The following is a 26,329-nucleotide window of genomic DNA, read 5'->3' as shown; positions in this document are numbered from 1 at the left end:
TACCACACTCTAATAATGGGTTTTACTCTGTACATCAGGGTTTTGGAGTGCTGGGTAAATTAATTATTAACTCAGCAAGCTTCTCGCTTACAGGAAGAGGACCTCTTAAGCATCGATTATACATGGGTAGCTTATGCATCAATTGCCAGACAGGGCGAGTCATGACACCTGCCACGTTGGTAGCTGCAAGTAATTCACTGCGATATTGCTTTGATGGGCATATAACAGCATTAAGCCAATAATTAGAGCGAGCCCCTTCAGGCTCAACTACAAACTCTAACTCGCTCATCATTAGCTCTGACTGATAAAGAGAAGCTAACATTCTTTTTAGCTCAATATATTGCTCTAATTGCTCTAATTGAGCACAACCTAAAGCCGCATTTAAATTAGGCATACGGTAATTAAAGCCAATTTCATCATGAAAAAACTCATAGCTATGTGGCTGCTTCGAAGTTGTAGTAACATGTTTAGCACGTATAGCCAAACTATCACTGTTACACAAAATCATTCCACCTCCTCCTGAGGTAATAATCTTATTACCATTAAAGCTCAGTGCTGACATTGCCGCAAAAGTGCCTGTATGTTGCCCTTTATACATAGAGCCTAAGCTTTCTGCAGCATCTTCAATTAATTCAATATAAAAGCATTCACACACTTTTTTTAATTCAAAAATTTTCGCGGGATGACCAAATGTATGCATGACCACAGCAGCTCTTACACGTGCACCATTTTTGTGATAACAAACTTGCTCTCGAATTTCACAATGCTCTTCGAGGTAATTTAATAATGCCTGTGGACACAAACCGAGTGTTTCTCGATTAACATCTACAAACACAGGATCTGCGCCTAAATAAGCAATAGCATTGCATGTTGCAACAAAAGTAAGGGCTTGGGTTATGACTAAGTCGCCAGTTTTAACACCGCTTAAATAAAGCGCCGTGTGCAAAGCAGCAGTACCATTAACAGTGGCTATTGCATGCTTGGCTTTTGTATAGTCTGTTATTTGTTTTTCAAATTCATCAACATAACGACCAACACTTGAGACAAAGGTTGAATCTAAAGTATCTAAAACATACTTGCGCTCATTACCTTGAAATATAGGTTCATGTAAAGGTATAAAGTCATTAGTTTTATAGTACTCTCTGAGAAAGCTTATCAGTCGATTTGCGCTCATACTAAGTCCATTACATTTTACTTTCTAGGTATTTACCTGTTTCGTGATGTGCAAACTCAGGAAGTAACGTAAAGAAAAGACTTAAAATTTGCTCTTTTGTCCAATACCCACTTCTCAAGAGTGAGTCGATTTGAATAGTAAAGTCCATTAACCTTTCATTATCACAACTAAGAGAGTTCTTAATTACCCCTAACCCATTAAAAAGTATAATATCCAGCTCTTCCTCATCAGTGTAAAACTCTTCGATAGCCTTTTCCCCAGTTGTATCACTTTGAGTAAATAAACATGGCCAATAACCTTTGTCAGGAAGTTGTGAGATTAAGGATCTTGCCTCTTCTTCACTAGAGCACTCTCGTACTCTAAATCCTTGTTGTAATAAATAGCGCTCAGCGATCGATGAAAACGTTGATAAATGAATATTGTCATTTAACTTCGGAAAAAAAATATCACCATTTTTACCTAATAAACATGAAAACAAGCAAATAAGACCAGATTCATCAGGCGTTACAAAATACCGTTTTATATCATTCGGGGCGACAATTGGCTGGCTTTTATCAATACGCTGCTTAAATGAATGTAACAATGAGCCATCACTAAAAGCAACATTAGCAAATCGAGCCATGGATACATCAATTTTTTTACTGGCTCTTGCAGCAAACATTTCCATTATCTTTTTTGATGCTCCCATCATATTTGCAGGGTTTGCTGCCTTATCGGTAGAAACACAAAAATACTTTTTTATTTCTTTTCCTATACATTGTTGTAAGGTTTTTTCAGTATTGAGTATGTTTGTGCGCACCATGCGCATCAGTGTGAAAGGATCCTTTTCATTTCTGACATGTTTGAGAGCGGACAAATTAAGAACATAATCATAACCACCATCAGCGTTGAAAAATGCATCATATTCTTCACTACCGATATCAAGTGTGAATGTTTGAAAATCTCCCTCTATATATCCTATCGAAGAACGTAAATCACGAACAAGCTCAACGAGGTTATTTTCATTTATATCAACAACATGAATTTTTAATGGATCTCTTTTAAAAATTTCTTTAGTAACAGCTTGGCCTATGGTACCAGCTCCACCTAACACTAAGAAACGAGAATCATTTACAGTTCTAATTATTTCATCTTCATGCTTAGCTAAGTCAATATCAAAAAGTGAAGTCGATCTTTGAAGTAAATCAAGCATATTAATTTCATGATTTCTTTTGGTATTCAGGTAAAGTGAATTCACACAATGTTTTCCAGTTCTTTCTGTAATCTTTTTTCGCTGCCTCAACAAACTCTAGCCATAATTGATGAGCAGCAATGAAATGCTGCAATGTTTCTTCTTCTTCAAATTGATAAAGAAAAGAAACAATTGCACAATGAAAATACAACATTGTTCCCTTAAGTAATTGGAGTAGATGTGGTGTTTTAGACTTTTTATAAGCAAAAACAACTCTCTGTTGAGCAAGTAAATTCGCGTTCGCTTCGTCTCTATTTGCAATTGGCCTCTTACCAATGCTAATAATATAATCGCATAATGAATCAAACTCATCAAAGCCAAACATTTTTTCTAACTCATCACTTGCAACAGGCTCAAAATAGTGATTTTTTATTTTGTTCACCAGGGCTTTTTTATTAATTATAGGCTCATCGATGAGTACATCTTCTTCATAGAGAGGTGTAGCTCCTCGAAGTTTAGCCCCTTCACCAACATTATATACGGTAACATTATTCTCAGTTGCAGTAATTAACCTATCAAAGCTAGACTTGGACATAGCCATTAATGAAGTTGCCATAACTCCATTTGTTAAATTACCCTCAAAAGGTATATTTGCGCCTCCGAAAACAGGTAGATTTGTATAATTATATACAGATAAATCAGAATGTGTTTTTCCATCTAAATTGTAGCCATTATCAACACCTAACAGATAGACTTGCTTAAACCCTAATTGAACGGCATATGAAAAAGCAGTATTTGATACTAGAGGACCACTTGCAGGTAGCTCAGATACTTGCTTACCACTTTTTAAATAGCTGTATAGCGACAAAAAGGCAGTCGCGGCTTCAGGGCCTTTCAACCCAACCCCTGCCCAGTTGTAAAGTTTTAATACCTCAGGGTACATCACATCTACTGTAAGTAAGTTTAAATCTTGATACCCTTGTTCAGGTTCAATCATCTTTAAAACATCATAAGTTGAACGTGTTCTTTCCACTTGAACATGAAAGTCAGGAACTATACCTGCTTTCAATAAACTTTGCAGCGCCGTACCTGATGCAAAAACAATTACATTACCCTGATATTTTTTAATTAGTTCAATAGCGTTATCTAGCGAAGGGCCATTACCAATAACAAATGCAGGAACATCCACTAACTCTTTGAGTGTACCATTTGTAGTAAATAAAAACTTGCTGCCATTTTCAACATTATGAATTGCGTGTGCCAACCCAGTTATAGCGTCATTATAAAAGCCATAACCCGTTTGTAATTGATAGTAGTTATCAAAAAATGAACGAATTAAATCATTAACTTCCTTAGATGGGTAGTGTTGGTAACAAAAACTATTAATAGCGCAAAATGCGCCTATATCCGTTGCAATTCGAAAAACTTCATCGAAAAACTGCGCATAGTTCACCCCTATACTTAGAAATAAGCAAGCGCCTTGATTATCAAGTAATTCAATAATTTCAAACCAATTAGTACAAAACAAGCTCGCAAAGAATAACTCAAAATCAGGCTCACAAATAAACATATAATCAAAAGAATGATTACTTAAGAGTTCAGGGATATGGTAACCCAAACCAACACCAAAAATCATTGCTGTGGGGTAATGCTTAGGTAAAGATTTAATAGGTGTATAGTTTTGTGCGCCAACATTACTCAAAACCCCACTTAAACGGCGCATATATTGAATATGCATCCTAGGATCATCACTTTCCCACTCTTGTGTTCCTGTATAATCCGTACGCCCAAAAGTTGCTTTTTTCGTATACTTTTTTACTTGTTGGATTGTCTGCGCTACCGGGTTATCACTATATAAGGGCACATGCTCACCCTTGGGGACGAAGTTACCATGTCCAGATTTGGTAACATGAATACAAAAATCTTCACGTAATTGAAAGTCAGTAATCGATTTCGCAATATCAGGGTAATACTTCTCAAAAGTTTCTAAATTCCTGGTAAATCGACAATTGGCTTCATCCGCAAACTTAAGTTCACGCAGATTTTGTTCATGATTTTCTAATATTGATTTTTCAGTCTCTAAGAGTAACGACTGGAGTTGTTCTTGCTGATTCGTCATAAGTTAATTACCAGTATTGCGATTGAATCGTTAAGCAAACCTAAAGCAATTTAAATGCCAATATAATAAGTTATTTAGAGTAAGCTGAAAGTTTTTTAGAATTGCTTTTAAACTGAAAAAGCTGCTTTTTCATATCGTCACGATGTGATGTATAAACTATAGATATCTCTATAAGTCTCTTATTTAGCAGAGTAAATGATTGCTCTTCAGCAGCTAAATCCTCTTTAGTTAGACTTCTTAGCAGCTGGTCTATTTCATTAAGGTAATCTTGAGCTTCAATTTGATTAGAGTTTTTAAGCGCAACCTCCATCGCATCAAGCAACTCAGCTAATTTATCCGTATTAGCCTGCATTAACAGTCGCCTGGCTTCCATTTGTACCTAAAACTTGGTGACGAACATCCACAGGAATTGCATCCCATGCAGATTTTATTTCTTTTAGTAAGTTTGAAACTTCATCTACAATATTGACATCATTCTTTACACTTGCATCAATTAAACGTTCGTTCATGTATGAATATAGGGCATAAAGATTTTCAGTAACTTCTCCGCCGGCATTAAAATCCAAACAATCTCTTAATGCTGAAATTATTGCTGAAGCTTTAGATAAATGCTCACTCTTTGCTTCAAAATTTTTTTTGTCGATAGCCACTTTTGAAAGAACCATTTTTTCGATTGCACCAGACATTAGCATTTGGATTATTTCATAACGATCAGCCCCTGCAACACGCGTTTTTAAGGCTTCTTTTTGATAATTTTTTACTCTAGCATTGTACATAGTTCACCTGATTATATTGTTACCAACTTTGATTGATATACTAACTGTCTGAACGTGTAAATCCAGGCAGGCTAGCTAACTGAGCACTTAAATAACTTTGCGTAGATTGCATTTGCGCAAGCAGTACGTCCAATCCCGCATACTGTTCTCGAAGTCTACCTTCCAAGGCCTCCATACGATATTCGTGATTAGCCACATCATCTTCTAAATCATCAATCTGGGAATTTAAATTATTCTCGCGTTGTTTCATTATCCCATCAGAATTAACATAGTTATCTAATAAACTTTCCAGATTTTTAGCTATACCGTTATCACCAGCAAAAGCCTTGCCAATATTGTCGTAATTTTCATCTATTGCATCGTTTAGGCTGCGAACTAATGATGACTTCTCTATGTAACCGTCTTTATCAATCCCTAAACCAATATCAAAAATACTAGTAAATGGTCCTGCGTCTGATAATGGTGTTGATAAACCATTAACTAGCTGAGAATCGAATGATCTTATCGTAGAATCACTATTTAAGGGCTTGCCGATCCGTGTTTGCAACCCTATCTGTCCAATTAGGTTGTTATAATTGGCGATAAACTCATCAACTAGCTCTGTTACACTTTCTCTATCAACATTAACTGAGAGTTTGGCTGTTTCCCCGTCAATGCTTTGACGTTTAGCAGTGATAGTCATATCCTGAACAGCGTCTTTAAACGTATTTGTATCGTTCGTTATGGTAATGCCATCAACTTTAATAATTGCATCTGTTGCGGTATTTTCTGCTGCTATTCCAATGCCGCCTGCACCACCAGCATTTGCTATAGTAGATACGTTATCGAGTTCAGCATTATCGTTTGTTATGACAAGATCGTTCCCGGTCCCAGTCACAGTAGAAGTCAAAACTAGTTTAGCTTCCGAACCCGTATTAATAATATTCGCTGTGACACCAAAATTACTGTCAGAGTCATTTATCGCATCGCGTAAATCTGAAAGAGTAGCACCGGTATCCAAAGTCAAATCAAAAGATTTATCAGGGCCTGCTGAAAAGGATAATGTACCGCCTGAAGCACTCACAACATCTTCATTAGTAGCAAACAATCCATCCTCAGATAGTGCTCGGCTACCTTGAGCTATTGCAACTACTTCTATTTTAAAATCACCTGGTGTGATATCTGAGGTAGGTGTAACAGAGATCAAGTCTCCGTCATCACTTGTTGGTTGAGTTATGTTGGCAATTCTTTTGTTGAAGTTATCTGGGTCTGCTAATTTTTCAATTGTATCTTGAAGTTTAGACATTGCCGATTTGACTTCACCTATTGCTGATAATTCAACCTGAAGCGCCTCATCCTTCGCTGCAAAGGCATTCATTTTAGGTACATTTTCAGCATCAACTGACGCCGAAATAATACTTTCCAAATCAAGACCTGAACCAATACCCGCAGATGTAATAAGAGGCATAATATAATCCTAAATAGCTGAAGCGGCTTAAACTGTTTTATTAAACAGTAAACCTTTATTAGTTAGTTTATCGGCAAATTCGTCCAAAGCTTTAGCTATTTCCCTGAACTCTTCAGTAGGAATTTCTCTAATTACTTCATCGTTGCTTTTATCAAGCACTTTAATGATAGGGAGATCTCCACCATCATCAAACTCAAATTTTAAGTTAGTTGATGTTACTGGGATATACTCATTTAGCTTCTCTAGATTGTCTTTTACTTCGACAAACAATTCTTTATCTTCTTTACCTTCTTGCTCTTTAAGGTTTTGAGCATTCTTCAAATCAACAGCTTCTCTTGCTGTTAAAGCTGTACCCTTTTCAAGCTTTTCTTCTTTTACCGCATCTTTATCAATAGATGTATTTACAACACTGAGCCCATCTATCGTTTTTTGTGTAGAATTTAAATCAATCATCTCGGCTACCCTCGAAACATATATTAAGACTATAAGCCACATTTGGACTATTTGCTTAGTCTAAGGTGGCTCATAGTTCAAATCAATTAGCCTAAAAGCGATAACGCTGCTTGCGGGCGCTGATTTGCTTGGCTTAAGATTGTTTGGCTAGCCTGTTGTAAAATCTGCATCTTAGTTAAATTTGCTGTTTCTTGTGCAAAATCAGTATCTTGAATACGTGATTTAGCAGCCGATAAATTTTCAGCTATATTTGACTGATTTCGAATAGTTGATTGGAAACGATTTTGAACAGCACCTAACTCCGCACGTTTTTTATCAACTACTGCAATCATCGCATCCATACCTGCTAAAACCGCTTGCGCATTACCTTGAGAAGATACACTAATGCCTGTTTCAGTGAATTGAGTTGCAAAATCATATGAATCTGCCGCTGCAGTACCACCGGCCTGACTTACACCCGCTAAGCTAGCCGATAATGCTTTACCTGACACAGCAGATGCAACACTTGCAATACCCGACAAAGTAAAACCTCCGGCCGCGGTTATAGTATTAGTAGTCGCACCCACAGTTTGCATACTAAAGCCTATAGTTTGAACAGCATCTGCGCCAACTTGAAAGTTTGCTGAAAACGTACCATCTAGTAAATTCTGACCGCCGAATGTCGTATCTTCCGCTACACGGTTAACTTCTGCCGATAAAGAACGAATTTCCTCTTGAAGTGCTAAGCGGTCTTCATCTGTATTTGAACCATTAGTAGCTTGCTGTGCAAGAGTACGAACACGTTGAAACATTGATGTTACTTCATCAAGTGCCCCTTCGGCTGTTTGCGCAAGTGAAATACCGTCGTTCGCGTTTCGGTTACCCTGATTTAAACCATTAACTTGTGATGATAAACGGTTTGAGATCTGCATACCTGCAGCATCGTCTTTAGCACTGTTGATACGCATACCTGACGATAAACGTTGGAATGAAGTATCCAATGCGTTACTTGATTTGCTTAATTGTCTTTGTGCGTTCAAAGAACTCACATTACTATTTACATATAAAGCCATGATAGCCTCCGCTTCAAATTTCGATAGATAATAACGGGATACCCCTACCCTGTTATTATCCGAGGTTTAGAGTCCTGGATTTTTAGTCCTCTAAATCATATATCGTCCATTGGAGCGAAAGCTTTAGCTTTATTTGTATTTAATTTCTACTAGCTAAGATCTTATTAACCCTGAAGTAGGCTAAGTGCAGCCTGCGGGCGCTGATTCGCCTGCCCTAAAATAGTTTGACTTGCTTGTTGTAAAATCTGATTTTTAGTTAAGTTAGCCGTTTCCATTGCAAAATCAGCGTCTTTGATACGCGATTTAGCAGCAGATAAATTTTCAGAAATATTAGCTTGGTTACGAATTGTTGATTGAAAACGATTCTGTACCGCACCCAATTCAGCACGCTTTTTATCAACTACTGCAATCATTGCATCCATACCGGCTAAAACCGCTTGCGCATTTCCTTGTGAAGAAACGCTAATCCCAGTTTCAGTAAATTGGGCTGCAAAATTGTATGTAGTTGCTGCTGCTGTTCCACCAGCATCACTAACCCCTGCAAGGTTGGCTGATAATGCCCTGCCTGACACCGCAGATGCAACACCTGCAACACCTGATAAAGTAAAACCGCCATTAGCTGATAATGAATTCGCTGTTCCGCCAACATTTTGCATACTAAAGCCTATAGCCTGTACAGCGTCAGCGCCAATTTGAAAGTTTGCAGAATAAGTTCCATCAAGTAAGTTTTGACCACCAAAAGTAGTATCCGTAGCAATACGATTTACCTCTGCCGATAATTGACGAATTTCTTCTTGGATTGCTAAGCGATCTTCATCTGTATTAGAGCCATTTGCAGATTGCTGTGCAAGCGTTCGAATACGTTGAAAAGTAGAGGTAATTTCATCCATTGCACCTTCAGCAGTTTGCGCTAAAGAAATACCATCATTCGCATTTCGGTTACCTTGATTCAGGCCTAATATTTGCGATTGTAAGCGGTCTGAAATCTGCAAACCTGCGGCATCATCTGCTGCGCTATTAATACGAAGGCCGGACGATAAGCGCTTAAATGACGTGTCTAAGTCACCGCCGCTTCTATCAAGCTGTCTTTGCGCATTAAGCGCACTTACATTGGTATTTACATATAAAGCCATAATAAACTCTCTTCTTATCTGTCAAAGTTAGGTCACTATCTCATTCAAAGAAAGTGGGTATTTGACAAAGTGACTAGATATGTAGGCGGTATATTCTGCCTAGGGGCAACTATCTGCCACTTTGTAAGTTAATAATAAACTTACAAAGATAAAAGCAAGCATTAGGCCAACTTTATTTTATAGACTATTAAAGACTGGAAATCCGTTATACGGTGTGTTTTGATTTAAAATTGGGCAGTTAAAGGTAGTAGTAGTATAATTGAGAAATAAGGCCCGTTAAGGGCCTTATGATTTGATAAGTTTGAGAGTGGGTGACTAACACAAACTAATGGCATAGTTTGTGCTAATACATTTATGTTCTACAAATGTTAGAACAACTTGGATTAAGGCCTCCGCTGGCAAAATCCTATAGCGCCTTTGTTAATACCCCATTAAGCAAAGGCGCTTTCATTTCTTCTTCGCCAATAAATTGACTAATCTAATTATAAAACTTTATTAACCTAGTAGGCTAAGTGCAGCCTGTGGACGCTGATTAGCTTGACCTAAAATTGTTTGACTTGCTTGTTGTAAAATCTGCATCTTAGTTAAGTTTGCAGTCTCTGACGCGAAATCGGTATCTTGAATACGTGATTTAGCAGCACTTAAGTTCTCAGCTATGTTAGATTGATTTCGGATGGTAGATTGAAAACGGTTTTGGACAGCACCTAATTCAGCGCGTTTTTTATCAACTACTGCGATCATTGCATCCATACCTGCTAAAACCGCTTGCGCATTACCTTGAGAAGATACACTAATGCCTGTTTCAGTGAATTGAGTTGCAAAATCATATGAATCTGCCGCTGCAGTACCACCAGCCTGACTTACACCCACTAAGTTAGCTGATAATGCTTTGCCTGACACCGCTGATGCAACACTTGCAATACCCGATAGAGTAAAACCTCCAGCCGCAGTTATAGTATTAGTAGTCGCGCCTACAGTTTGCATACTGAAACCGATTGTTTGCACAGCATCCGCGCCTACTTGAAAGTTAGCTGAATAAGTTCCATCTAATAAGTTTCGTCCACCAAATGTGGTATCTTCAGCCACACGGTTAACTTCAGCAGACAAAGAGCGAATCTCTTCTTGAATTGCCAAGCGATCTTCATCTGTGTTTGAACCGTTAGTAGCTTGCTGTGCAAGAGTACGAACACGCTGGAACATTGATGTTACTTCATCAAGTGCACCCTCAGCCGTTTGAGCCAGAGAGATACCGTCATTCGCGTTACGGTTACCTTGATTCAAACCATTTACTTGTGATGTAAGACGGTCAGAAATTTGTAGACCAGCCGCATCATCTTTTGCGCTATTGATACGCATACCTGATGATAAACGTTGGAATGATGTATCAAGTGCATTACCTGAGTTGTTTAACTGTCTTTGTGCGTTTAACGCACTAACATTTGTATTTACATATAAAGCCATGATGTCTCTCCTAAAGTAAACTTATCATTTACTCTCAAACTTACTAGATTAAGCAGTGGTTGTAATTTCAACGCTGTGCTTGGTTAATTAAGTTATCGGTCTAGAAAAAAAATCCTTTAGCTTTTTTTTAAAAAAATCAAATTTATTTTTTAACCTGCTGAATTTATTTAATTAAAATAAAAATCATTTAAAGTCATCGCTAAATAAAAACACCATTATAAATGTTTTTAAAGTGCTTTTATTGGTGATGTAAGTAGTTTATTTAAAAGAAGTATTTATTAAAAGCGAAGAGTTTTACAGAGTAAGGCAAAGTATTGCCTTACTCTGAGTTTAATTATAAGTAATCAAACAACGAAAGGTTTGCTAAACGGCCAAAGGTTGCCTGTGATGCCTGAAGTGCTGTTTCTTGTTTGGTTAACTCAGTTATTGCTTCTGTTATATCTATATCAACCAAGTCAGATCGTGCTGATTTGTTATTAATATCTAAATCTGTATTTGATTGCAGTACTTTTTCTGCTGTATTGATTCGTCCACCCAGTCCAGCTTGGGTTAGAGACACATTATTTTTTGCATTCGTAATTTGAACAAGCGAGTCAGCAAGAACTTGTTCATATTCTTCTTCTGTTAACGCAGGGTTAGTCAGGCCAGCAATAAGTTCACTCATAGAGTTAAGCACATTTTCTTTTTTAGGTGCTTCAAGCGTAATATCAATTTGGCCTGTCGCAACTGGGGTAACACTTATCTCCATACCTGCAAACTTGATAACAGAGTCGTTGATGTTACCGGTTGCTAGTATTGTCCCTGCTTGCTCTATTTGATAAGTATTAGGTGATCCCGCTGTTGTGATCACGTTTAGTGTATTAGCACCTGCGGCAGCCGCCGGATCTGGGTTATAGTTCTGTTTATGGAACGTATCAAATTGACCTTGTTCCGTTACATACACCTTAGAACTTGTAATACCGCCTGATACAACTCCATCGTTAGAAACAACATCTAAACGCGCATCCACTTTTTCAAAGGCATCAAACCCATTATCACTTGATTTAATATCAACCCCTTCAGCTATCTTAATCATATGCTGACCTTGGTCGCCACCATACACATATAAGCCGGTGGATGAATCGAGCGAGTAAGTCTGTGTATTATCCTGATAACCAGAAAAAATATATTTCCCGTCTTCCGTTTTAGAGTTCATTAAATCAAGTACTGTACTTTGAAGCGCTTTAATTTCTTCGGCAAGCCCTTCTCTGTCAGCAGCGCTATATGCACCGTTACCTGACTGAATGGTTAAAGTATGCGCTCTCTCTAATGCGCCTTTTATGTTTTCAAGTGCACCTTCTTCTATATTCAAGCGGCTATTAAGCATGGTTATATTTTTACTGTACTGCTCATTACTCTGTATTCGATCGGTATATTGAAGTGCGCGGGAAGCCGCTGCAGGATCATCCGATGCCGTTAACACACGCTTTTGAGTATTAACTTGCTCTTGAGCCTTACTAACATTTTGTTGATTGTTCAAAATTGAATTTAAACTACTTTGGTACATCAAATTGTTTGATAAGCGCATAATTACCTCGCAGCACTTAATATAGTGTCAAAAACAGTACGAGCAGTTGCAAGTACCTGCGCAGAAGCCGCATAAGACTGTTGAAAACGTAATAAATTGGCAGCCTCTTCATCAAGGTTTACGCCAGAAAGCGATTCATACCAGGCTTCAGATTGCTGAGCAAGCGCTTCAAATGCTTCCCCATTCGTTTTTGCTTGGTTAGTTACCACACCTATATCGCTTACCAATCCTGCATAAGCTTGGTTAAATGTTTTGTGGTTGTCTGAATTTGTACCGCTAACAACATTTTGACGCACTAATTCACCTTGCTGTAACCCCGCTAACTTTTGACCATTACGGTTATCATCAAAGCCACCTTGGTTAAACTCAAGTGTGAATGTATCGCCAGTTTCAGGGCTGCCTTCAATATCAAAGTCAAAACCATATAGTTCAAAGCCATTACCTGCCTGTTGTAACATGTCTTTTGCTGGCAAAGTTGCTGCAAAAGTACTGGTATTTACACCATCACTTATTGTGTATTCATTTAGATTAGCGGTTTTAACAACACTAATAGGGCCATTTGTAAGACCTGCCGGTGACGTTGTAAAGCTACCAGTAGTAACATCACTTACCTCACCAACCGTAATGGTGGCATTTCCTATATTATTAATGTCGTTTGCTGTTCTTATTGGTGCTGCAAGCGCTAAATCTTCACCACGAGTGGTTGCTAAAGACATATTTGCCGCCGACTCAGAGTTAAGCTTTATTTGAAACTGATCACCTGCATTAGCAGCGCCAGCAACATTAATCTCTAAACCAAACGATTCGCCACTAGTAATTGTTGATGAATCAATGACGCCAGCGGTTATATTTGCTGTCGATGCTGTGCCTAGCGGCTCACCTTTATTATCTATTGGCTGAATTTCGACCGTTGAAGCACTGGTATAAGTAATTATAAAGTCACTTGCAGGCAATTCACTGCCCTTACCAGCTTCAAGGGTTGCAGTCATACTTGAACTACCCGTATTAGCGGTATAAGCATAGCCACCAACCGTAGGAATATTAAAAATATTACCCCCGAGCTCTCCGTTAGCGTCCATACCCAGCTTGTTTTGTTCATTAAAAGAATCGGCTATTGCTAAGCCCATTTGGCCAATTTGATTTTGAGCAGGGACTAGCACATCGTCTCTAAATGCCAGTAATCCACCAATTTTTCCCTTTAATTTAGATACATCAACTTCAAGCGGCACTGCCTTGCCCCCATTAACATCTAACCTAAGTTCTTTAAAGTTTGGATCAGGATCGCCACGCATAGAAAACAAATTAAACGAGCCATTTTGCATTACAACCGCCACACCGGTGCCCATAAATACAAGTTTTTCACCATTTGGGCCATCCAATGTTTCTATATCAATAAGTTCTGATAAATCACGGATTGCCTTATCGCGTTCATTATAAGTAGAACTTGCATCGGCTTGGTTATTGGTGCCGTTAACAGCAGCAATATCTTGATTTAATGTACCAATTTTTTGAATTAAGCCATTTGCCTCTTCTGTAAATACGTCTAGCTGTTCATTTACAATATTTTTCTGATCGAAAACAATGCCTGAGAGTCTGTCCATTTGATTCACTAAGTTTTCAGCATCCGTCATTACCAGCGAGCGAGCAACGGTAGACGAAGGCTGATTTAACGACTCCTGAACATTATTAAACAATGAATTTATACTAGTAGATAAACTATTAGAATCTTCTGAAAACAAACTATCAACGCGGTTTGACTCTGTAACAAATTGATCAAAAAACGTTTTATTAGAGGTATCTCTGTTGAGTTGCTCTTGGGCAAACTGGTTTAACAAGCGATAGGTTTCTCCTTTCCCTACCTGGTTATCGACCATAGTTGTATGCTCTGTGCGCTCTCGCACATAGCCTTCGGTATTTACATTCGCTATATTTTTACTTGTCGTTTGCAGTAGTTCCGAATTTGCTCTAACCCCAGAACTGGCAATGTTTAATAAGTTAAACGACATTTACTTTACTCCTTGGCGAATAACACTGGCTGCAACATCTTTTAATTGAGCACTGTTAAGCACTTTTTTTATTTTACTAGCGTAATTAGGATCCGTTGCGTAGCCGGCTTTTTGTAATGAATCTAAAAACTCGCTTGGCTTAGCTGTATTTTGTAATGCTTCTTGGTAGCGTGGGTTTTGGGTTAAAAAATCAACAAAGTCGTTTACGCTCTCTTTTATTGAGTCATAAGCTCTAAAGCTTGCTTGTTTTTTAACAGGCGTTCCTTGTTCAAACTCTAGGGTTACTTTACTTGCTTTTTCGCCATCCCAGCTTTTATCTGATTTGATATTGAATAAGTTATTTGAACTGTTACCGTCGCTTTTATTAATAATGTGCTTACCCCAACCTGTTTCAAGTGCGGCTTGTGCAACCATAACAGCAGGGTTTAAGCCAATTTTTTGTGCTGCTGTTTTAGCGTGTTCCCATACTGTAGTTACAAATTCTTCAGTACTTTCGAACGTCGCTGAAGGAGCTTCAGGCACTTTAGAATCGGTTTTATCGTTTTGAACATTAACAGCAGCTTTTTCTTCATTTTGGGTATGAGGAAGCGAAGAGCCCGCACGCATATCACTTAAAAAGTCATTGGTGGTTCTCAAAACAGAACCCGGCATAAAAGTTTTGCCGTCTGGCGATAACTGCTGAACAATTAAATCAGCAAGGCCTAAAGACCCATTTGATGAAAGCTCAGTAGATAATTGTTGATCATGCATGTCTTCAAAAAACTTAACGCTACTTGAGTTAAGTGGGCTTTCTTTATCTTCAAACGCTTCGTTAGCTTTACGCATACTTTTAAGTAGCATTTGGGTAAAAATAGCTTCAAATTGCGCAGCTGCTTTTTTAAGAGCGGCCTTAGATGCATCGGTTGATGCATCACCACCGCTTAAGGCTTCTTTACGAAGTGAATCTAAATTGCCTAAATCAAAAAAGTTTTGTTTGTCTAGATGATTAGTTTCCATCAGCTTTTTGACACAATAATGAATAATACAAATTAAAATGCAAAAATTAAGCCAGATTGAAAGTGTGAATGAGGGAGTGAAAGGGAAGCTTTAGCAAAGGCTTTGCTAAAGCTTAATAAATATTAAATAACAACAAGTTGACCGTTTATTGCTCCGGCTTCTTTAAGGGCCTCTAAAATAGCCATTAAATCGCCAGGCGCTGCGCCTACCTCGTTTATAGCACGAACTAAATCGTCTAAACTAACACCCGGGTTAAACACAAATGCACGCGAATCGTCTTCATTTACATCTATAATTGATTGCTGCGTTACAACGGTTTCGCCCTCAGCTAATGCATTAGGTTGAGCCACATTTTGTTGCTCTGAAATGGTGACGGTTAACCCGCCATGTGTTATTGCTGCAGGCTGTAACTTGACATTTTTACCAATCACAATGGTGCCTGTACGCGAGTTAACAATAATTTTTGCAGACATATCTGCAGGTTTAAATTCAAGATTTTCAAGCGTTGATAAATAAGATACACGTTGAGAAGCATCTCTAGGGGCAATCACACGAACAGACACAGAATCAATTGCTTTTGCACTGTTAGGCCCGACTAAATCGTTAATTGTTTTTTCAAGGCGCTTTGCCGTTGTAAAATCAGGGCGGTTTAAGTTAAACGTAATAAAATCGCCTTGCATAAACGGACTTTTAACTTCACGCTCTACTGTTGCGCCATTTGGAATACGACCAACTGTTGGGGTATTAATAACAACCCGACTGCCGTCAGCGCCTTGGGCACCCAAGCCCCCCACTATCAAGCTACCTTGAGCTACAGCATATACATTGCCATCAGCCCCTTTTAAAAACGTTTGTAATAACGTGCCACCGCGCAAGCTACCCGCACTACCAATAGATGAAACGGTTATATCAATTGTTTGTCCTGGCTTTCTAAATGCGGGTAATTCAGCATGAACAGCAACGGCAGCAACGTTTTTAATTTTAGGGCTTAAATTTGCAGGTAGCGAAATACCAAAATTACTTAACATGCCTTTAAAACTTTGCTGAGTGAAGCGGCTCTGCTCACCCGTGCCGGGTAAACCCACTACTAAGCCATAACCTACCAACTGGTTCGATCTAACCCCTTCTACCATAGAAATATCTTTAATACGCTCAGCATGTGCCGAAAATTGACAACCTATTAGCGTGATTAAACAAATTAATTTTAATACATTCATAATGAATGCCCTCTAAAAAGGAAAAATCGAGCTGCTGAAAAAGCGTGTTAACCAACCTGCACTTTGCGCTTCTTGTGTTTGCCCTTTGCCAGAGTACTGAATACGCGCATTGGCTATTCGGTTTGACTCAACCGTATTATCAGAACTCACATCTTGCGGGCGTACTAAACCTTCCAAACGAATAAATTCTTCGCCAGTGTTTAATGTTAACCACTTTTCGCCACGAATAACTAAGTTACCATTAGGTAAAACACGCATAACATTAACCGAAATATTGCCAAATAAGCTGTTTGATTGATTTGATTTAGAATCCCCCGTAAAAGAGGCGTCACTACCAATACCAAACTGAATACTGTCGCCACCTATATTCACAGGGAGGCCACCAAGCCCTATGACAGGGTCTAGGCTTGCATCAGATTGCTTATCGGTTTCGGTTTTAGCTGCTTTAGTAGCTTGAGTAGACTCTTGTAAATTTACAGTAATAATGTCGCCAGTACGCAGTGCTTTTCTATCTGCGTATAAGTCGTTTGACACATTAGTATTAAATAACGAACCTGTTGCAACTACGGGTTCCATACTTGGTTCAGGATACATTGGCGCATAATAGGGGTCATCTTGAACAACATCACTATTTTGTGTTGAAACACAGCCACTTAAAAATAATGTACCTACCGCAAATAACATATAATGACGCATAATTCCCCCTACACCTTATAATTGCTGATTGATGTAACTCATCATCTCGTCAACAGCCGAGATGACTTTAGAGTTCATTTCGTAAATACGCTGCGTTTCAATTAGGTTAACCAGCTCTTCAGTTACATTTACGTTTGATGTTTCAAGTGAGCCCTGAATAATTGTGCCTAAGCCTTCTACACCCGGGTTACCTTGCACAGGCGCGCCACTTACTGCCGTTTCGGTATAAAGATTTTGCCCTACAGGCTCAAGGCCCGATGGATTAATAAAATCGCTAATTGTAAGCTGGCCAATCACAACATTATCGGCTTGACCTGAAATACGAACAGATACCTCACCATCTTGTGAAATAGTAATTGATTGCGCATCATCGGGAACATTCATTTCTGGTTGCACTACATAACCAGAACCAGACGTGACAATTCGACCATCGCCATCGGTAGTAAACTGCCCATTACGCGAATAAGCAATATTGCCATCGGGTTGTAATACTTCAAAAAAACCAGGCCCTGAGATCATCCAATCCAATGAATTCTCAGTGGTTAGCATATTACCCTGAGAAAAGTTTTTTTGGTTAGCCACTACTTTTGCACCAGCACCTAACATTAAACCAGACGGCATTTCAGTGTCTTGCGACGATCGCCCACCTGGCTGGTTAATATTTTGATAAAGTAAATCTTCAAAAATAGCGCGGCTTTTTTTATAACCGACCGTACTGGCATTCGCTAAATTGTTTGATATAACCGAAATATCGGTTTGCTGAGCGTCTAGCCCCGTTTTACTGATCCACAATGCTGGATTCATAATCGTGTCCTCATTTAAAGTTAAACTATGCGCATCAGCTGATCTTGTGATCTATCCAGATCTTCAGCTGTTTTCATCAGTTTTACTTGTAACTCAAATTGACGTTGATGGCTGATCATATCGACCATTTCGTGAACTGGGTTCACATTAGACATTTCTAAGGTTCCGCTTAATACTTTGACATTGGCAGAAGTATCAACAACCTCTCCTGCTTTAGGCCTAAATAAACCATCGTTCCCTTTTTCCAGTTGAAAACTATTAGCTTCAACCACCTTCAAGCGGTCAACTTCTTCTAAAAATGTAGCAGGCGCCCCCTGCGGGCGAACTTGAATTGCGCCGTCTTCACTAAATTCAATTTTTTCAATCGGTACTGGTAAAATGACAGGCCCGCCTTCGCCAATTACTTGACGACCATGGCTGGTCATTAACATACCTTCAGCGGTAATATTTAATGTACCCACCTTGGTGTAAGCTTCATTGCCTGAGGCATCTTGGACGCTTAACCATGCGTTATCACTCATTGCAATGTCGAGGTCTCTACCTGTTTCAACTATGCCACCAGAGGTCATATTAGAACCTGGGCGCTCTTGCATAGAAAACACACGTGATGGCAACCCTTCACCAAAAGCCTGCATAGAGCGAGCTTGTGCAAAGTCTGACTTAAATCCAGTAGTATTCGCATTCGCCAAATTATTGGCTTTAAGGGCCAGCCCCTGTAGGCTTTGTTTAGCGCCTGAGGCCGCAATGTAGACCATTTTGTCCATAGCATCGACTCATATTAAAAATCTCTATACACAAGAAATGCAAAATAGATGCCACAATAGGAAATGATGTGAAATGGTTATAAAACAAACTAAATGAAGTGAAAATAAAAAGGGCCACTTTAAAAAGCAGCCCTTAAAATTATGTTAAGTATTAAATTAACGAATCTGTAAGATTGCCTGTTGTAGTGTTGAGTTAACCTCAAGCGCACGAGAGTTAGCCTGGAAGTTACGCTGAGCACTAATTAGGTCAACCAACTCATTCGTTAAGTTCACATTAGATTGCTCTAGTGCTGATGAATTTATTGAACCTAATGTACCCGAGCCTGGTTCACCTGCAATCGGCTCTCCTGACGTTAAGCTCTTTTTCCAAGAGGTATCACCAACTTGCGATAAACCCTGTGAATTAGAAAAACGAACCATCGCTACCTGACCTAAGAAAGATGTGTCGCCATTACTGTATGAAGCCACTATTTTTCCGTCGGTACCAATATCAATACCCGCTAAACGACCAACCGTAGCGCCATCTTGGTCTAGCGCTTTAACTTCAAATCGACTTGCGTACTGAGTGGGCTGCTTATTTGTAGTTGCAGCCTCATCTCGCCAATTAAGCTCTACGCCCGTATCAGGAAATGACGCACCGTTGGTCAGTAACGAAGATAAACCAGTCCCAGCACCCGCAGGTAAAACTAACTCATCGAAACTGCTTGGGTTTGCATTAGCAACCCCATTTGTTGTTTCAGGTAAACCGCTTGAGCTAAAACCTAGGGTAGTTAAAGGTGTATATGGCGCAGTAGTTTGCTCAGCGCCCGTTGCTGGATCAACAACTAAACCATCGAGCGTTGCATGTATATCCCACTCATTAGGGTTTGTCGTCGGATCATTTTTTACAAAAAAGTATTGTAAAACATGTGCCTCACCCAGTGAATCGTAAACAGTGGTTGAAGTTGATGAGTTATACGAAGCACTTTCTGTTGGATCAAATGGCAACGAAGGCGCATCTGCACGTGAATCTAAATTAAATGAGCTGTATACCGTTGCCGTTGCACGAGGTGATCCAGACGAATCAGGGATTTGCAGCGCCGACGAAGTACTTAAACTAACTGAAGTGGTATCGCCGGTAGCCTCATCTACAGGGAAACCTTGTAAAAAGTTACCTTTGGCATCAACGATAAAGTTATCTTTATCTAATTTAAAAGCGCCTGCTCGCGTATAAGTAAAGTCTTGCGCGCCCAAGTCTTGGCTCATTGCAAAATAACCCTCGCCTGTAATCGCTAAATCCAATGAGTTATTAGTAAATTGCAGCGAACCTTGGTGAAATTGCTGAGCAACCATAGTGGTTTGAACACCGTCACCATTTTTAGTTCTACCTGAACTAAACACTGAAGAAGCATATACATCTGCAAACTCAGCGCGAGACTCTTTAAAGCCGGTTGTATTAACGTTCGCAATATTATTTGCGGTAACGTCTAAATCTTTTTGTGCGGCAGCTATGCCTGTTAATGCAATATTGAAGCTCATAATTGACCTCTAACCTATTAAATACAGCCTGCAAACAGGCGAAATATTATCAAACTCTATTACGCGATCTCTGCGACATCAGTCAGCCTAACCGCACCTTCTTTAGTGTTAATAATGATGCCATTGGCACCGTTTATATTTACACTTTCAATATTCTTGAACGTAGCAATGGGTAAGCTTGAAAACTCACCATTTGTACTGCCTTCAGCTACAATATTGTATTCACCCTCAGGCAACCGCTCACCGGCTTCGTTTTTACCATCCCAAGCAAAGCGTATTGCACCAGCAGACTGTGAACCTAAATCAATACTGCGAACTAATTGACCTGACTCATCAGTAATACGAAGCGTTAAGCTATCTACTGGGCTTTCTGCAACGACTGAACCTTTCGCTTCACCCGTTGCATTTAAATCTAAGGAATCCGACTCAAGTAATGCTTGCTTACCAACCAATGTTGATGCCTGCAAAGCAGAGTTAGATGTCATCGAAGCTGCTAGCGACTCAAAATTACTATTGAGATTTGAGATACCTTCAGCCATCGTGAAATTGGTCATTTGTGCAATCATTTGATCGTTATCAGCAGGTTTACTCGGATCCTGAAACGATAATTGCTGAGTTAACAACGAGAAGAAATCTTCTTGAGTTAACGCATCGCTTTGCTCTTCGGTTGTCGTTGGTGTTGTATCCTGCCAACGCAAAGAATCTAAATAGGATGAAGATGTACTAATATCGTTACTCATAACCTACCCTCGGTTAACGCTGACCTAGCAGCAGAGTTTTACTTAACATTTGCTTAGCTGCATCAGCAACTTGCACGTTTGTTTCATAAGAGCGAGAGGCAGAAATCATGTTCGCCATCTCCTCTACAACATTAACGTTGGGTTTGTAGATATAACCATTTTCATCCGCACTCGGGTGATTAGGGTTGTATTCAATCTGCAGTGGTGCACTGCTTTCAACAATGCCCAGCACTTTAACACCAACAGAAGAGCCCTGATTATTACTTACCGACTCAGAAGCTTTGGTAAGCTCTGCAGCAAATACAGGTTGTCGCGCTCGGTACGTTTTGTCTTGAGAAGAGCTAATTGTATTAGCATTAGAAATATTACTCGCAGTGGTATTTAAACGAACATTCTGTGCGCTCATACCAGAACCAGCAATATCAAAAACGTTATATAAACTCATAATTATTATCCTTGACTACCGAGGGCTTTATTCAGGCCTTTAAATTTGCCGCTTAAAAATTGTAAGCTGGCCTGATACTCCATAGCATTCTGTGTATACAAGTTCCGTTCCACCTGTACATCCACTGAGTTACCATCACCTGTATCTGTTTGATTTGGCGTACGAAATAATTCATCACCACCCACACTACGGGTACCACCACCAATGTGTTTTTCATTAGTAGTTACCATTGTATTGCCGCTTTGCTGGTGTGATTTTGCCGCTTTTAATGCTGAGGCAAAGTTAATATCTTTTGCTTTGTAGCCCGGCGTATCAGCATTAGCAATATTACTTGCTAGCACTTCTGCTCGTTGTGAACGGATCAACATAGTATGCTGATGCACACCTAAAGCTTTATCAAAACTGATAGCCATAACCATCTCCAAAAAATTGACTTAACTTGAATAAAGCAATAAATAAGCCATTTATAATTGAGTGATTATATTTTTTGTAATCGAATGATTTAAAATGAAAAACGACACATGATGTGTCGTTTTGAAGGAAAGAAAAAAGGTTTATTTCTTTTGGTAAATAATGCCAGGATTGCATCTAACCATATCAAATTCGTCACTCAACCCGGCCATTGACTCCGAAGCCCCTAAAAATAAATAACCTTTAGGATTAAGCGCTTGTGCAAATTGTTTAATAATTTTTGCTTTTACCTCTGGAGAGAAGTAAATAAGTACATTGCGGCAAAAAATAATATCGAATTTACCCATTAATGCATACGAATCTAGTAAATTTAAATGCCTAAAGCTCACTTGTCTTTTCAAAGTGTCGTTAACTTTTGCCATACCATTGCCGCTGTCTGTAAAAAACTTTTTTCGACGTTCTGCAGACAACCCGCGCGCCAAAGCTAACGCGTCATACTCGCCATTTTTACACATCTCTAGCATAGTGTTAGAAATATCAGTACCAATGATCTGAGCACCCATTTTTAAAACGTTAGGCTGCTTAGATTGAAACTCAGCAACCGACATAGCAATAGAATAAGGCTCTTGACCAGACGAACTAGCTGCAGACCAAATTTTTACAGGCCGCCTTAAATCTTTAAACTCAGGAAACAATCTGTTTTGAAGTAGCTCAAAGGGGTATTGGTCTCTGAACCACAAGGTCTCGTTTGTAGTCATCGCATCAACAACAGCCGCGCGCAATTGCCTCTCATGCGGCCCGAGTGTTTTGCTAACAAGTTCAGATAACGACCCTACATCAAAACGAGCCATAAGGGGCGCAAGTCTACTTTTTACCAAGTATTGCTTGTTTTCACCAAGAACAATACCGCATTGCTGTTCTAAAAACGAACGGAACTGATCGTATTCATTTTGCTGCAAGTCTTTATTATTCAAATTAGTAGCACCTGTTTTGATTATTCACAATGAACCCACTTTTTAACCGCCGTGGCTAATTCATCCGGGTTAAATTTGGCAATAAAATCGTCAGCCCCAACCTTTTCAATCATTGCTTGGTTAAATACACCACTCAATGATGTATGCAAAATGACATGCAAAGGGGCAAGTTTAGGGTCTGCTTTTATTTCTGCAGTTAGTGTATAGCCATCCATTTCAGGCATTTCAACATCAGATATAAGCAAAGCAACACGTTCTGTAATATCTGTTTGACAATCAAGCTTGGCAATTTCTTTTAATCTTACTAACGCTTCTTTGCCATTTTTAGCCAACTCAGTTTGAACACCCAGCGGCTCAAGTGCTCGTTTTACCTGATTTCGCGCAACCGCACTGTCATCAGCTATAAATACAATTCGTTCACCTAAATCTTTTTGAATGTCACCACTTTCAGCAACTTCAGAACTTACTTCTGTGTTAACAGGGCAAATTTCATTTAATATTTTTTCAACGTCCAGTATTTCTACCAGCTCATTTTCTATTTCAGTAACGGCGGTTAAATATGAATAACGTCCGGCACCAGAAGGTGGTGGCATTATTTTTTCCCAGTTCATATTAACTATACGTTCAACACCACCGACCAAAAAACCTTGCACTGAGCGATTATATTCAGCAATTATGATAAAGCTGTCTTTGATGTTATCGATTGGACGTCCACCTACCGCCATAGATAAATCTATGACAGAAATAGTTTGTCCACGAATATGAGCTACACCACGAATATAAGAATTCGATTTTGGCATACTAGTAAGCGGAGGACATTGAAGGACTTCTCTTACCTTAAATACATTGATCCCAAAACGCTGGCGCCCTCTGAGTTTAAATAATAGTAATTCTAGGCGGTTCTGGCCAACCAACTGAGTACGCTGGTTTACTGAGTCTAAAATGCCTGCCATTAAAATCTCCTTTAGAAAACAAATAATACGGAACGATAATTGCTTCCTACATATACAAAGCTACACAACATCGTGGGAGCGTCTTAATTTTGACGCAAAATATTTATACCCTGTTTGAAACCATAAGCATAGTCGAAACATTATGAGTTTGTTAAAAAAAATCAAAAGATACAGTGTTTTTTATTTTGTTACTAGCCTAGGAATGGCATTCCCTGTATCTGCACAAGTATTTAGTAAAGCATCACTACAAGAAATGGCTGTAAAATACATTGCTGAGCAAATTGGCGAACACGATAGTGAGCAAATACACCTCAGTGCATTGCCATTAGACAGCCGTATACCTGATCGTGCTTGTTCAACAACACCTGATATTATTTCATCAAGTGAACCACCGTTTAACAGACAAATTACAATACAAATAAAATGCGACGATGCACAAAGCTGGGCTCAATACGTACATATAAAGGTGCTAAAAATGGCACCTGTTGTTGTAACAACTGATAATATTGCGCGGGGTGAAGTAATAACCAGCGCTCACCTAACCATTGAGATGAAACCGACACACTTTGTAAGAGTGCAATATCAAGACGATCCTAAAGCACTTATTGGCAGTCGAAGTAAACGCAACATTCGCGAAGGTATGCCAATATTGCTCAATCAAATATGTATGGTATGCAAAGGTGATGCTATTAATATTTATGCAAGCACAAAAGGCTTAAAGATAAAAACGACCGGTGTTGCGCTTGAAGATGGCACTCTGGGCGAACAAATACTTGTAGAGAACAAAAAAACAGGTAAAGTTTTAAATGCGCGTGTAGATGGTGTAGAGTCTGTACAAGTAAATATTTAATTAAAAATAATATTAAAGTTTACTAAAGATATGCCGATATACTGGTATTAGTTGGGTAAATTATGGATTTTTATTATGGTTAATCAAGTCAATTCAGGTAATCAACAACCAAGCGCTTTAGCTAATGCTAAACAACAAAAGGTTGATTTGCAAAGAGATAATGCAAATACACAAGCGGCTCAATCGGCTACGCCTAAAGCTGCTAGCGATTCTGTAAGCTTAACACCACAAGCACAGCAATTAAAAACACTGCAAGAAAAAGCACAGCAATCTTCTGGTTTTGACAGTAATAAAGTTGCTGAGCTAAAAAAAGCAATCACTGAAGGTAAGTACCAAATAGACAGTGAAAAGCTTGCCAAAAATTTAGCTGACTTCGAGTTTGATGTCTATGGCTGATCATAATAGCTTAATTATTGTTAAGCTAAACGAGCAAGATAAGTGTTTAGATTCTCTCGCTGTTTTATTAAACGACGAGCTAACAGCTATTGCCTCAAGAAGAGGTGAAGGTTTAAAAGAAATTACCCAACAAAAAATGACTTTTTTAACCAAGCTAAATAGCCTAGATCAAGAATTGAACAAGTTACTTGCTAAAAATGACGAGCAGTCTGAAGAGCTTCCCGAGCTTATAGCCCAAGTTCGCAGTAAGTTAGAGAAATGCCAAAAACAAAACGAAGTAAACGCGCATGCAGCACATCAGGCGCAGCTTAGTGTAAAACAGCTAAAAAACATTTTAATTGGTGCCCCATCGTCCACCACATATAATCAGTCTGGCGGTGAAGTTAACACCAACGGCCAGCTTGTCAAAAATTTAAAAGCATAAACTCAAAACGCTTCAGCCAAATTACCTACTTTTTATAATATTTAAACCTGCTAGTTACCGGTATCTCAAACTTGAAAACCCAAAAATTGAGCCAAGCTGCTTCAACCTTTTTGACTGAGGTTTTTGTACTCTGGTGAGACTGTTTAGTTGGCGCATTGTAATATTTAAACTGCTGTATACTTAAAACTCTAACTTGCCTAAATACTAAACGTACAGCTGTAAAATTTATTGCGAACGTCAATTTATCAGTAATACGTTACTTTTTTTACTTCACGTGGTTTTATTTCGCCAATATATAAATCATGCACGCGCTTCATATTGAGTTCAAGCTCAGTGACGTATGTGTCGTCTACTGCATACGTTTTTATAATTTGTGCACCTTTAATAACGCCCTGCACTTTGCTTTCTAGATAATCATCCTTAGCGACTGCGTTTTCAACGCTCATACCCGCAGTTACCTTTTGCCCATATACTTGCTCTGTAAGCTCTCTGTATGCTTCAAGTTTAGAGGCTTTAATAGCCATAAGCTGCTTTTGTGAAGCGCTAGCCCCTTTTTGTAAACTAATAGGTGCATAACCTACCGCTTTTAATACCGGGTAATTATTAGGCTCAACATATTTGTACTCAACATGCTTATCAAACACGCTGCTGCACCCACTCAAGGTTAAACACCCAAGTGTAATAACTAATGAAATTGCTCGCATAATTTTGTGCCCTAGTAAATTAATTACGGTGGTATATGCATGTTTAATGCCATTTATAACGTTATTTTTATTGATTAA

General features: G+C 38.9%; 27 protein-coding genes. 3 read left to right on the top strand and 24 right to left on the bottom strand.

Annotated elements, in window-relative coordinates:
* Nucleotides 1–34: 34 nt before the first annotated feature.
* The 23 genes from ATS72_RS00220 to ATS72_RS00110 form a co-directional block, all read right to left on the bottom strand.
* Nucleotides 35–1,174 (bottom strand): LegC family aminotransferase, encoded by a 1,140-nt coding sequence (locus ATS72_RS00220; RefSeq protein WP_058428536.1) that lies wholly within the window; start codon nt 1,172–1,174, stop codon nt 35–37.
* 10 nt (nt 1,175–1,184) lie between these two features.
* Complete coding sequence (locus ATS72_RS00215) at nt 1,185–2,366, bottom strand: UDP-N-acetylglucosamine 4,6-dehydratase (RefSeq protein ID WP_201020842.1); 1,182 nt, start codon at nt 2,364–2,366, stop codon at nt 1,185–1,187.
* A gap of 7 nt (nt 2,367–2,373) precedes the next feature.
* Entirely contained in the window at nt 2,374–4,464 is a 2,091-nt protein-coding gene (locus tag ATS72_RS00210) for a motility associated factor glycosyltransferase family protein (protein ID WP_058428535.1), read from the bottom strand.
* Nucleotides 4,465–4,534: 70 nt separating this feature from the next.
* Entirely contained in the window at nt 4,535–4,816 is a 282-nt protein-coding gene (locus ATS72_RS00205; protein ID WP_039036572.1) for a hypothetical protein, read from the bottom strand.
* Nucleotides 4,806–5,240 carry a flagellar export chaperone FliS gene (gene fliS, locus ATS72_RS00200; RefSeq protein ID WP_039036571.1) on the bottom strand — a complete coding sequence of 145 codons (435 nt, stop codon included), beginning with the start codon at nt 5,238–5,240 and terminating at the stop codon, nt 4,806–4,808. Before fliS ends, ATS72_RS00205 begins: the two co-directional genes overlap by 11 nt.
* 40 nt (nt 5,241–5,280) lie before the next feature.
* Complete coding sequence (gene fliD / locus ATS72_RS00195) at nt 5,281–6,687, bottom strand: flagellar filament capping protein FliD (protein WP_058428534.1); 1,407 nt, start codon at nt 6,685–6,687, stop codon at nt 5,281–5,283.
* A 27-nt stretch (nt 6,688–6,714) separates the two neighbouring features.
* The gene (locus ATS72_RS00190) at nt 6,715–7,140 is read right to left on the bottom strand and encodes a flagellar protein FlaG (protein WP_058428533.1); all 426 of its coding nucleotides are present in this window, start codon (nt 7,138–7,140) and stop codon (nt 6,715–6,717) included.
* Between the two features lie 86 nt (nt 7,141–7,226).
* On the bottom strand, nt 7,227–8,192 hold the full coding sequence (locus ATS72_RS00185) for a flagellin N-terminal helical domain-containing protein (protein ID WP_058428532.1): 966 nt from the start codon (nt 8,190–8,192) through the stop codon (nt 7,227–7,229).
* Nucleotides 8,193–8,356: 164 nt separating this feature from the next.
* The gene (locus ATS72_RS00180; RefSeq protein ID WP_058428531.1) at nt 8,357–9,325 is read right to left on the bottom strand and encodes a flagellin N-terminal helical domain-containing protein; all 969 of its coding nucleotides are present in this window, start codon (nt 9,323–9,325) and stop codon (nt 8,357–8,359) included.
* 495 nt (nt 9,326–9,820) lie between these two features.
* On the bottom strand, nt 9,821–10,786 hold the full coding sequence (locus tag ATS72_RS00175) for a flagellin N-terminal helical domain-containing protein (RefSeq protein WP_058428530.1): 966 nt from the start codon (nt 10,784–10,786) through the stop codon (nt 9,821–9,823).
* Between the two features lie 334 nt (nt 10,787–11,120).
* Nucleotides 11,121–12,353, bottom strand: coding sequence for a flagellar hook-associated protein FlgL (gene flgL, locus ATS72_RS00170; RefSeq protein ID WP_058428529.1), 1,233 nt, complete (start codon nt 12,351–12,353; stop codon nt 11,121–11,123).
* A gap of 2 nt (nt 12,354–12,355) precedes the next feature.
* The gene (gene flgK, locus ATS72_RS00165; protein ID WP_058428528.1) at nt 12,356–14,359 is read right to left on the bottom strand and encodes a flagellar hook-associated protein FlgK; all 2,004 of its coding nucleotides are present in this window, start codon (nt 14,357–14,359) and stop codon (nt 12,356–12,358) included.
* Nucleotides 14,360–15,355 carry a flagellar assembly peptidoglycan hydrolase FlgJ gene (flgJ, locus tag ATS72_RS00160; protein ID WP_058428527.1) on the bottom strand — a complete coding sequence of 332 codons (996 nt, stop codon included), beginning with the start codon at nt 15,353–15,355 and terminating at the stop codon, nt 14,360–14,362.
* 122 nt (nt 15,356–15,477) lie between these two features.
* Nucleotides 15,478–16,572 carry a flagellar basal body P-ring protein FlgI gene (locus ATS72_RS00155; RefSeq protein ID WP_006792705.1) on the bottom strand — a complete coding sequence of 365 codons (1,095 nt, stop codon included), beginning with the start codon at nt 16,570–16,572 and terminating at the stop codon, nt 15,478–15,480.
* A 12-nt stretch (nt 16,573–16,584) separates the two neighbouring features.
* Complete coding sequence (flgH, locus tag ATS72_RS00150) at nt 16,585–17,268, bottom strand: flagellar basal body L-ring protein FlgH (RefSeq protein ID WP_006792704.1); 684 nt, start codon at nt 17,266–17,268, stop codon at nt 16,585–16,587.
* A gap of 15 nt (nt 17,269–17,283) precedes the next feature.
* On the bottom strand, nt 17,284–18,072 hold the full coding sequence (gene flgG / locus ATS72_RS00145) for a flagellar basal-body rod protein FlgG (RefSeq protein ID WP_006792703.1): 789 nt from the start codon (nt 18,070–18,072) through the stop codon (nt 17,284–17,286).
* A gap of 20 nt (nt 18,073–18,092) precedes the next feature.
* Complete coding sequence (locus tag ATS72_RS00140; RefSeq protein WP_006792702.1) at nt 18,093–18,836, bottom strand: flagellar basal body rod protein FlgF; 744 nt, start codon at nt 18,834–18,836, stop codon at nt 18,093–18,095.
* 156 nt (nt 18,837–18,992) lie between these two features.
* Nucleotides 18,993–20,354 (bottom strand): flagellar hook protein FlgE, encoded by a 1,362-nt coding sequence (gene flgE, locus ATS72_RS00135; RefSeq protein ID WP_039036562.1) that lies wholly within the window; start codon nt 20,352–20,354, stop codon nt 18,993–18,995.
* Nucleotides 20,355–20,413: 59 nt separating this feature from the next.
* Nucleotides 20,414–21,094, bottom strand: coding sequence for a flagellar hook assembly protein FlgD (locus ATS72_RS00130; RefSeq protein ID WP_006792700.1), 681 nt, complete (start codon nt 21,092–21,094; stop codon nt 20,414–20,416).
* 13 nt (nt 21,095–21,107) lie between these two features.
* Entirely contained in the window at nt 21,108–21,539 is a 432-nt protein-coding gene (gene flgC, locus ATS72_RS00125) for a flagellar basal body rod protein FlgC (protein ID WP_006792699.1), read from the bottom strand.
* A 5-nt stretch (nt 21,540–21,544) separates the two neighbouring features.
* Nucleotides 21,545–21,952, bottom strand: a complete 408-nt coding sequence (gene flgB, locus ATS72_RS00120) for a flagellar basal body rod protein FlgB (RefSeq protein WP_006792698.1) — start codon at nt 21,950–21,952, stop codon at nt 21,545–21,547.
* A gap of 141 nt (nt 21,953–22,093) precedes the next feature.
* Complete coding sequence (locus ATS72_RS00115; protein ID WP_058428526.1) at nt 22,094–22,924, bottom strand: CheR family methyltransferase; 831 nt, start codon at nt 22,922–22,924, stop codon at nt 22,094–22,096.
* A gap of 20 nt (nt 22,925–22,944) precedes the next feature.
* Nucleotides 22,945–23,877, bottom strand: coding sequence for a chemotaxis protein CheV (locus ATS72_RS00110; protein ID WP_006792696.1), 933 nt, complete (start codon nt 23,875–23,877; stop codon nt 22,945–22,947).
* A 142-nt stretch (nt 23,878–24,019) separates the two neighbouring features.
* Here ATS72_RS00110 and flgA point away from each other — a divergent pair, with 142 nt between their 5' ends.
* The 3 genes from flgA (at nt 24,020) to flgN (ending at nt 25,547) form a co-directional block, all read left to right on the top strand.
* The gene (flgA, locus tag ATS72_RS00105; RefSeq protein WP_074210138.1) at nt 24,020–24,727 is read left to right on the top strand and encodes a flagellar basal body P-ring formation chaperone FlgA; all 708 of its coding nucleotides are present in this window, start codon (nt 24,020–24,022) and stop codon (nt 24,725–24,727) included.
* A gap of 75 nt (nt 24,728–24,802) precedes the next feature.
* Nucleotides 24,803–25,123 (top strand): flagellar biosynthesis anti-sigma factor FlgM, encoded by a 321-nt coding sequence (flgM, locus tag ATS72_RS00100; RefSeq protein ID WP_006792694.1) that lies wholly within the window; start codon nt 24,803–24,805, stop codon nt 25,121–25,123.
* Nucleotides 25,116–25,547: a flagellar protein FlgN gene (gene flgN, locus ATS72_RS00095; RefSeq protein WP_058428525.1), complete on the top strand. Its 432-nt coding sequence runs from the start codon at nt 25,116–25,118 to the stop codon at nt 25,545–25,547. Before flgM ends, flgN begins: the two co-directional genes overlap by 8 nt.
* 245 nt (nt 25,548–25,792) lie before the next feature.
* Here flgN and ATS72_RS00090 read toward each other — a convergent pair whose 3' ends face one another.
* Entirely contained in the window at nt 25,793–26,251 is a 459-nt protein-coding gene (locus tag ATS72_RS00090; RefSeq protein WP_033019180.1) for an LPP20 family lipoprotein, read from the bottom strand.
* Nucleotides 26,252–26,329 lie beyond the last annotated feature (78 nt).

The organism is Pseudoalteromonas sp. 13-15 (assembly GCF_001468205.2).
Classification (GTDB): Bacteria; Pseudomonadota; Gammaproteobacteria; order Enterobacterales; family Alteromonadaceae; genus Pseudoalteromonas; species Pseudoalteromonas marina.
This window is presented reverse-complemented; position numbering and strand designations above follow the sequence as displayed.

Excerpts from the sequence above, each read along its gene's own strand:
- ATS72_RS00220 (WP_058428536.1), bottom strand. The coding sequence starts at position 1,174 with ATGAGCGCAAATCGACTGATAAGCTTTCTCAGAGAGTACTATAAAACT.
- ATS72_RS00215 (WP_201020842.1), bottom strand. The coding sequence starts at position 2,366 with ATGCTTGATTTACTTCAAAGATCGACTTCACTTTTTGATATTGACTTA.
- ATS72_RS00210 (WP_058428535.1), bottom strand. The coding sequence starts at position 4,464 with ATGACGAATCAGCAAGAACAACTCCAGTCGTTACTCTTAGAGACTGAA.
- ATS72_RS00205 (WP_039036572.1), bottom strand. The coding sequence starts at position 4,816 with ATGCAGGCTAATACGGATAAATTAGCTGAGTTGCTTGATGCGATGGAG.
- fliS (WP_039036571.1), bottom strand. The coding sequence starts at position 5,240 with ATGTACAATGCTAGAGTAAAAAATTATCAAAAAGAAGCCTTAAAAACG.
- fliD (WP_058428534.1), bottom strand. The coding sequence starts at position 6,687 with ATGCCTCTTATTACATCTGCGGGTATTGGTTCAGGTCTTGATTTGGAA.
- ATS72_RS00190 (WP_058428533.1), bottom strand. The coding sequence starts at position 7,140 with ATGATTGATTTAAATTCTACACAAAAAACGATAGATGGGCTCAGTGTT.
- ATS72_RS00185 (WP_058428532.1), bottom strand. The coding sequence starts at position 8,192 with ATGGCTTTATATGTAAATAGTAATGTGAGTTCTTTGAACGCACAAAGA.
- ATS72_RS00180 (WP_058428531.1), bottom strand. The coding sequence starts at position 9,325 with ATGGCTTTATATGTAAATACCAATGTAAGTGCGCTTAATGCGCAAAGA.
- ATS72_RS00175 (WP_058428530.1), bottom strand. The coding sequence starts at position 10,786 with ATGGCTTTATATGTAAATACAAATGTTAGTGCGTTAAACGCACAAAGA.
- flgL (WP_058428529.1), bottom strand. The coding sequence starts at position 12,353 with ATGCGCTTATCAAACAATTTGATGTACCAAAGTAGTTTAAATTCAATT.
- flgK (WP_058428528.1), bottom strand. The coding sequence starts at position 14,359 with ATGTCGTTTAACTTATTAAACATTGCCAGTTCTGGGGTTAGAGCAAAT.
- flgJ (WP_058428527.1), bottom strand. The coding sequence starts at position 15,355 with ATGGAAACTAATCATCTAGACAAACAAAACTTTTTTGATTTAGGCAAT.
- ATS72_RS00155 (WP_006792705.1), bottom strand. The coding sequence starts at position 16,572 with ATGAATGTATTAAAATTAATTTGTTTAATCACGCTAATAGGTTGTCAA.
- flgH (WP_006792704.1), bottom strand. The coding sequence starts at position 17,268 with ATGCGTCATTATATGTTATTTGCGGTAGGTACATTATTTTTAAGTGGC.
- flgG (WP_006792703.1), bottom strand. The coding sequence starts at position 18,072 with ATGAATCCAGCATTGTGGATCAGTAAAACGGGGCTAGACGCTCAGCAA.
- ATS72_RS00140 (WP_006792702.1), bottom strand. The coding sequence starts at position 18,836 with ATGGACAAAATGGTCTACATTGCGGCCTCAGGCGCTAAACAAAGCCTA.
- flgE (WP_039036562.1), bottom strand. The coding sequence starts at position 20,354 with ATGAGCTTCAATATTGCATTAACAGGCATAGCTGCCGCACAAAAAGAT.
- ATS72_RS00130 (WP_006792700.1), bottom strand. The coding sequence starts at position 21,094 with ATGAGTAACGATATTAGTACATCTTCATCCTATTTAGATTCTTTGCGT.
- flgC (WP_006792699.1), bottom strand. The coding sequence starts at position 21,539 with ATGAGTTTATATAACGTTTTTGATATTGCTGGTTCTGGTATGAGCGCA.
- flgB (WP_006792698.1), bottom strand. The coding sequence starts at position 21,952 with ATGGCTATCAGTTTTGATAAAGCTTTAGGTGTGCATCAGCATACTATG.
- ATS72_RS00110 (WP_006792696.1), bottom strand. The coding sequence starts at position 23,877 with ATGGCAGGCATTTTAGACTCAGTAAACCAGCGTACTCAGTTGGTTGGC.
- flgA (WP_074210138.1), top strand. The coding sequence starts at position 24,020 with ATGAGTTTGTTAAAAAAAATCAAAAGATACAGTGTTTTTTATTTTGTT.
- flgM (WP_006792694.1), top strand. The coding sequence starts at position 24,803 with ATGGTTAATCAAGTCAATTCAGGTAATCAACAACCAAGCGCTTTAGCT.
- flgN (WP_058428525.1), top strand. The coding sequence starts at position 25,116 with ATGGCTGATCATAATAGCTTAATTATTGTTAAGCTAAACGAGCAAGAT.
- ATS72_RS00090 (WP_033019180.1), bottom strand. The coding sequence starts at position 26,251 with ATGCGAGCAATTTCATTAGTTATTACACTTGGGTGTTTAACCTTGAGT.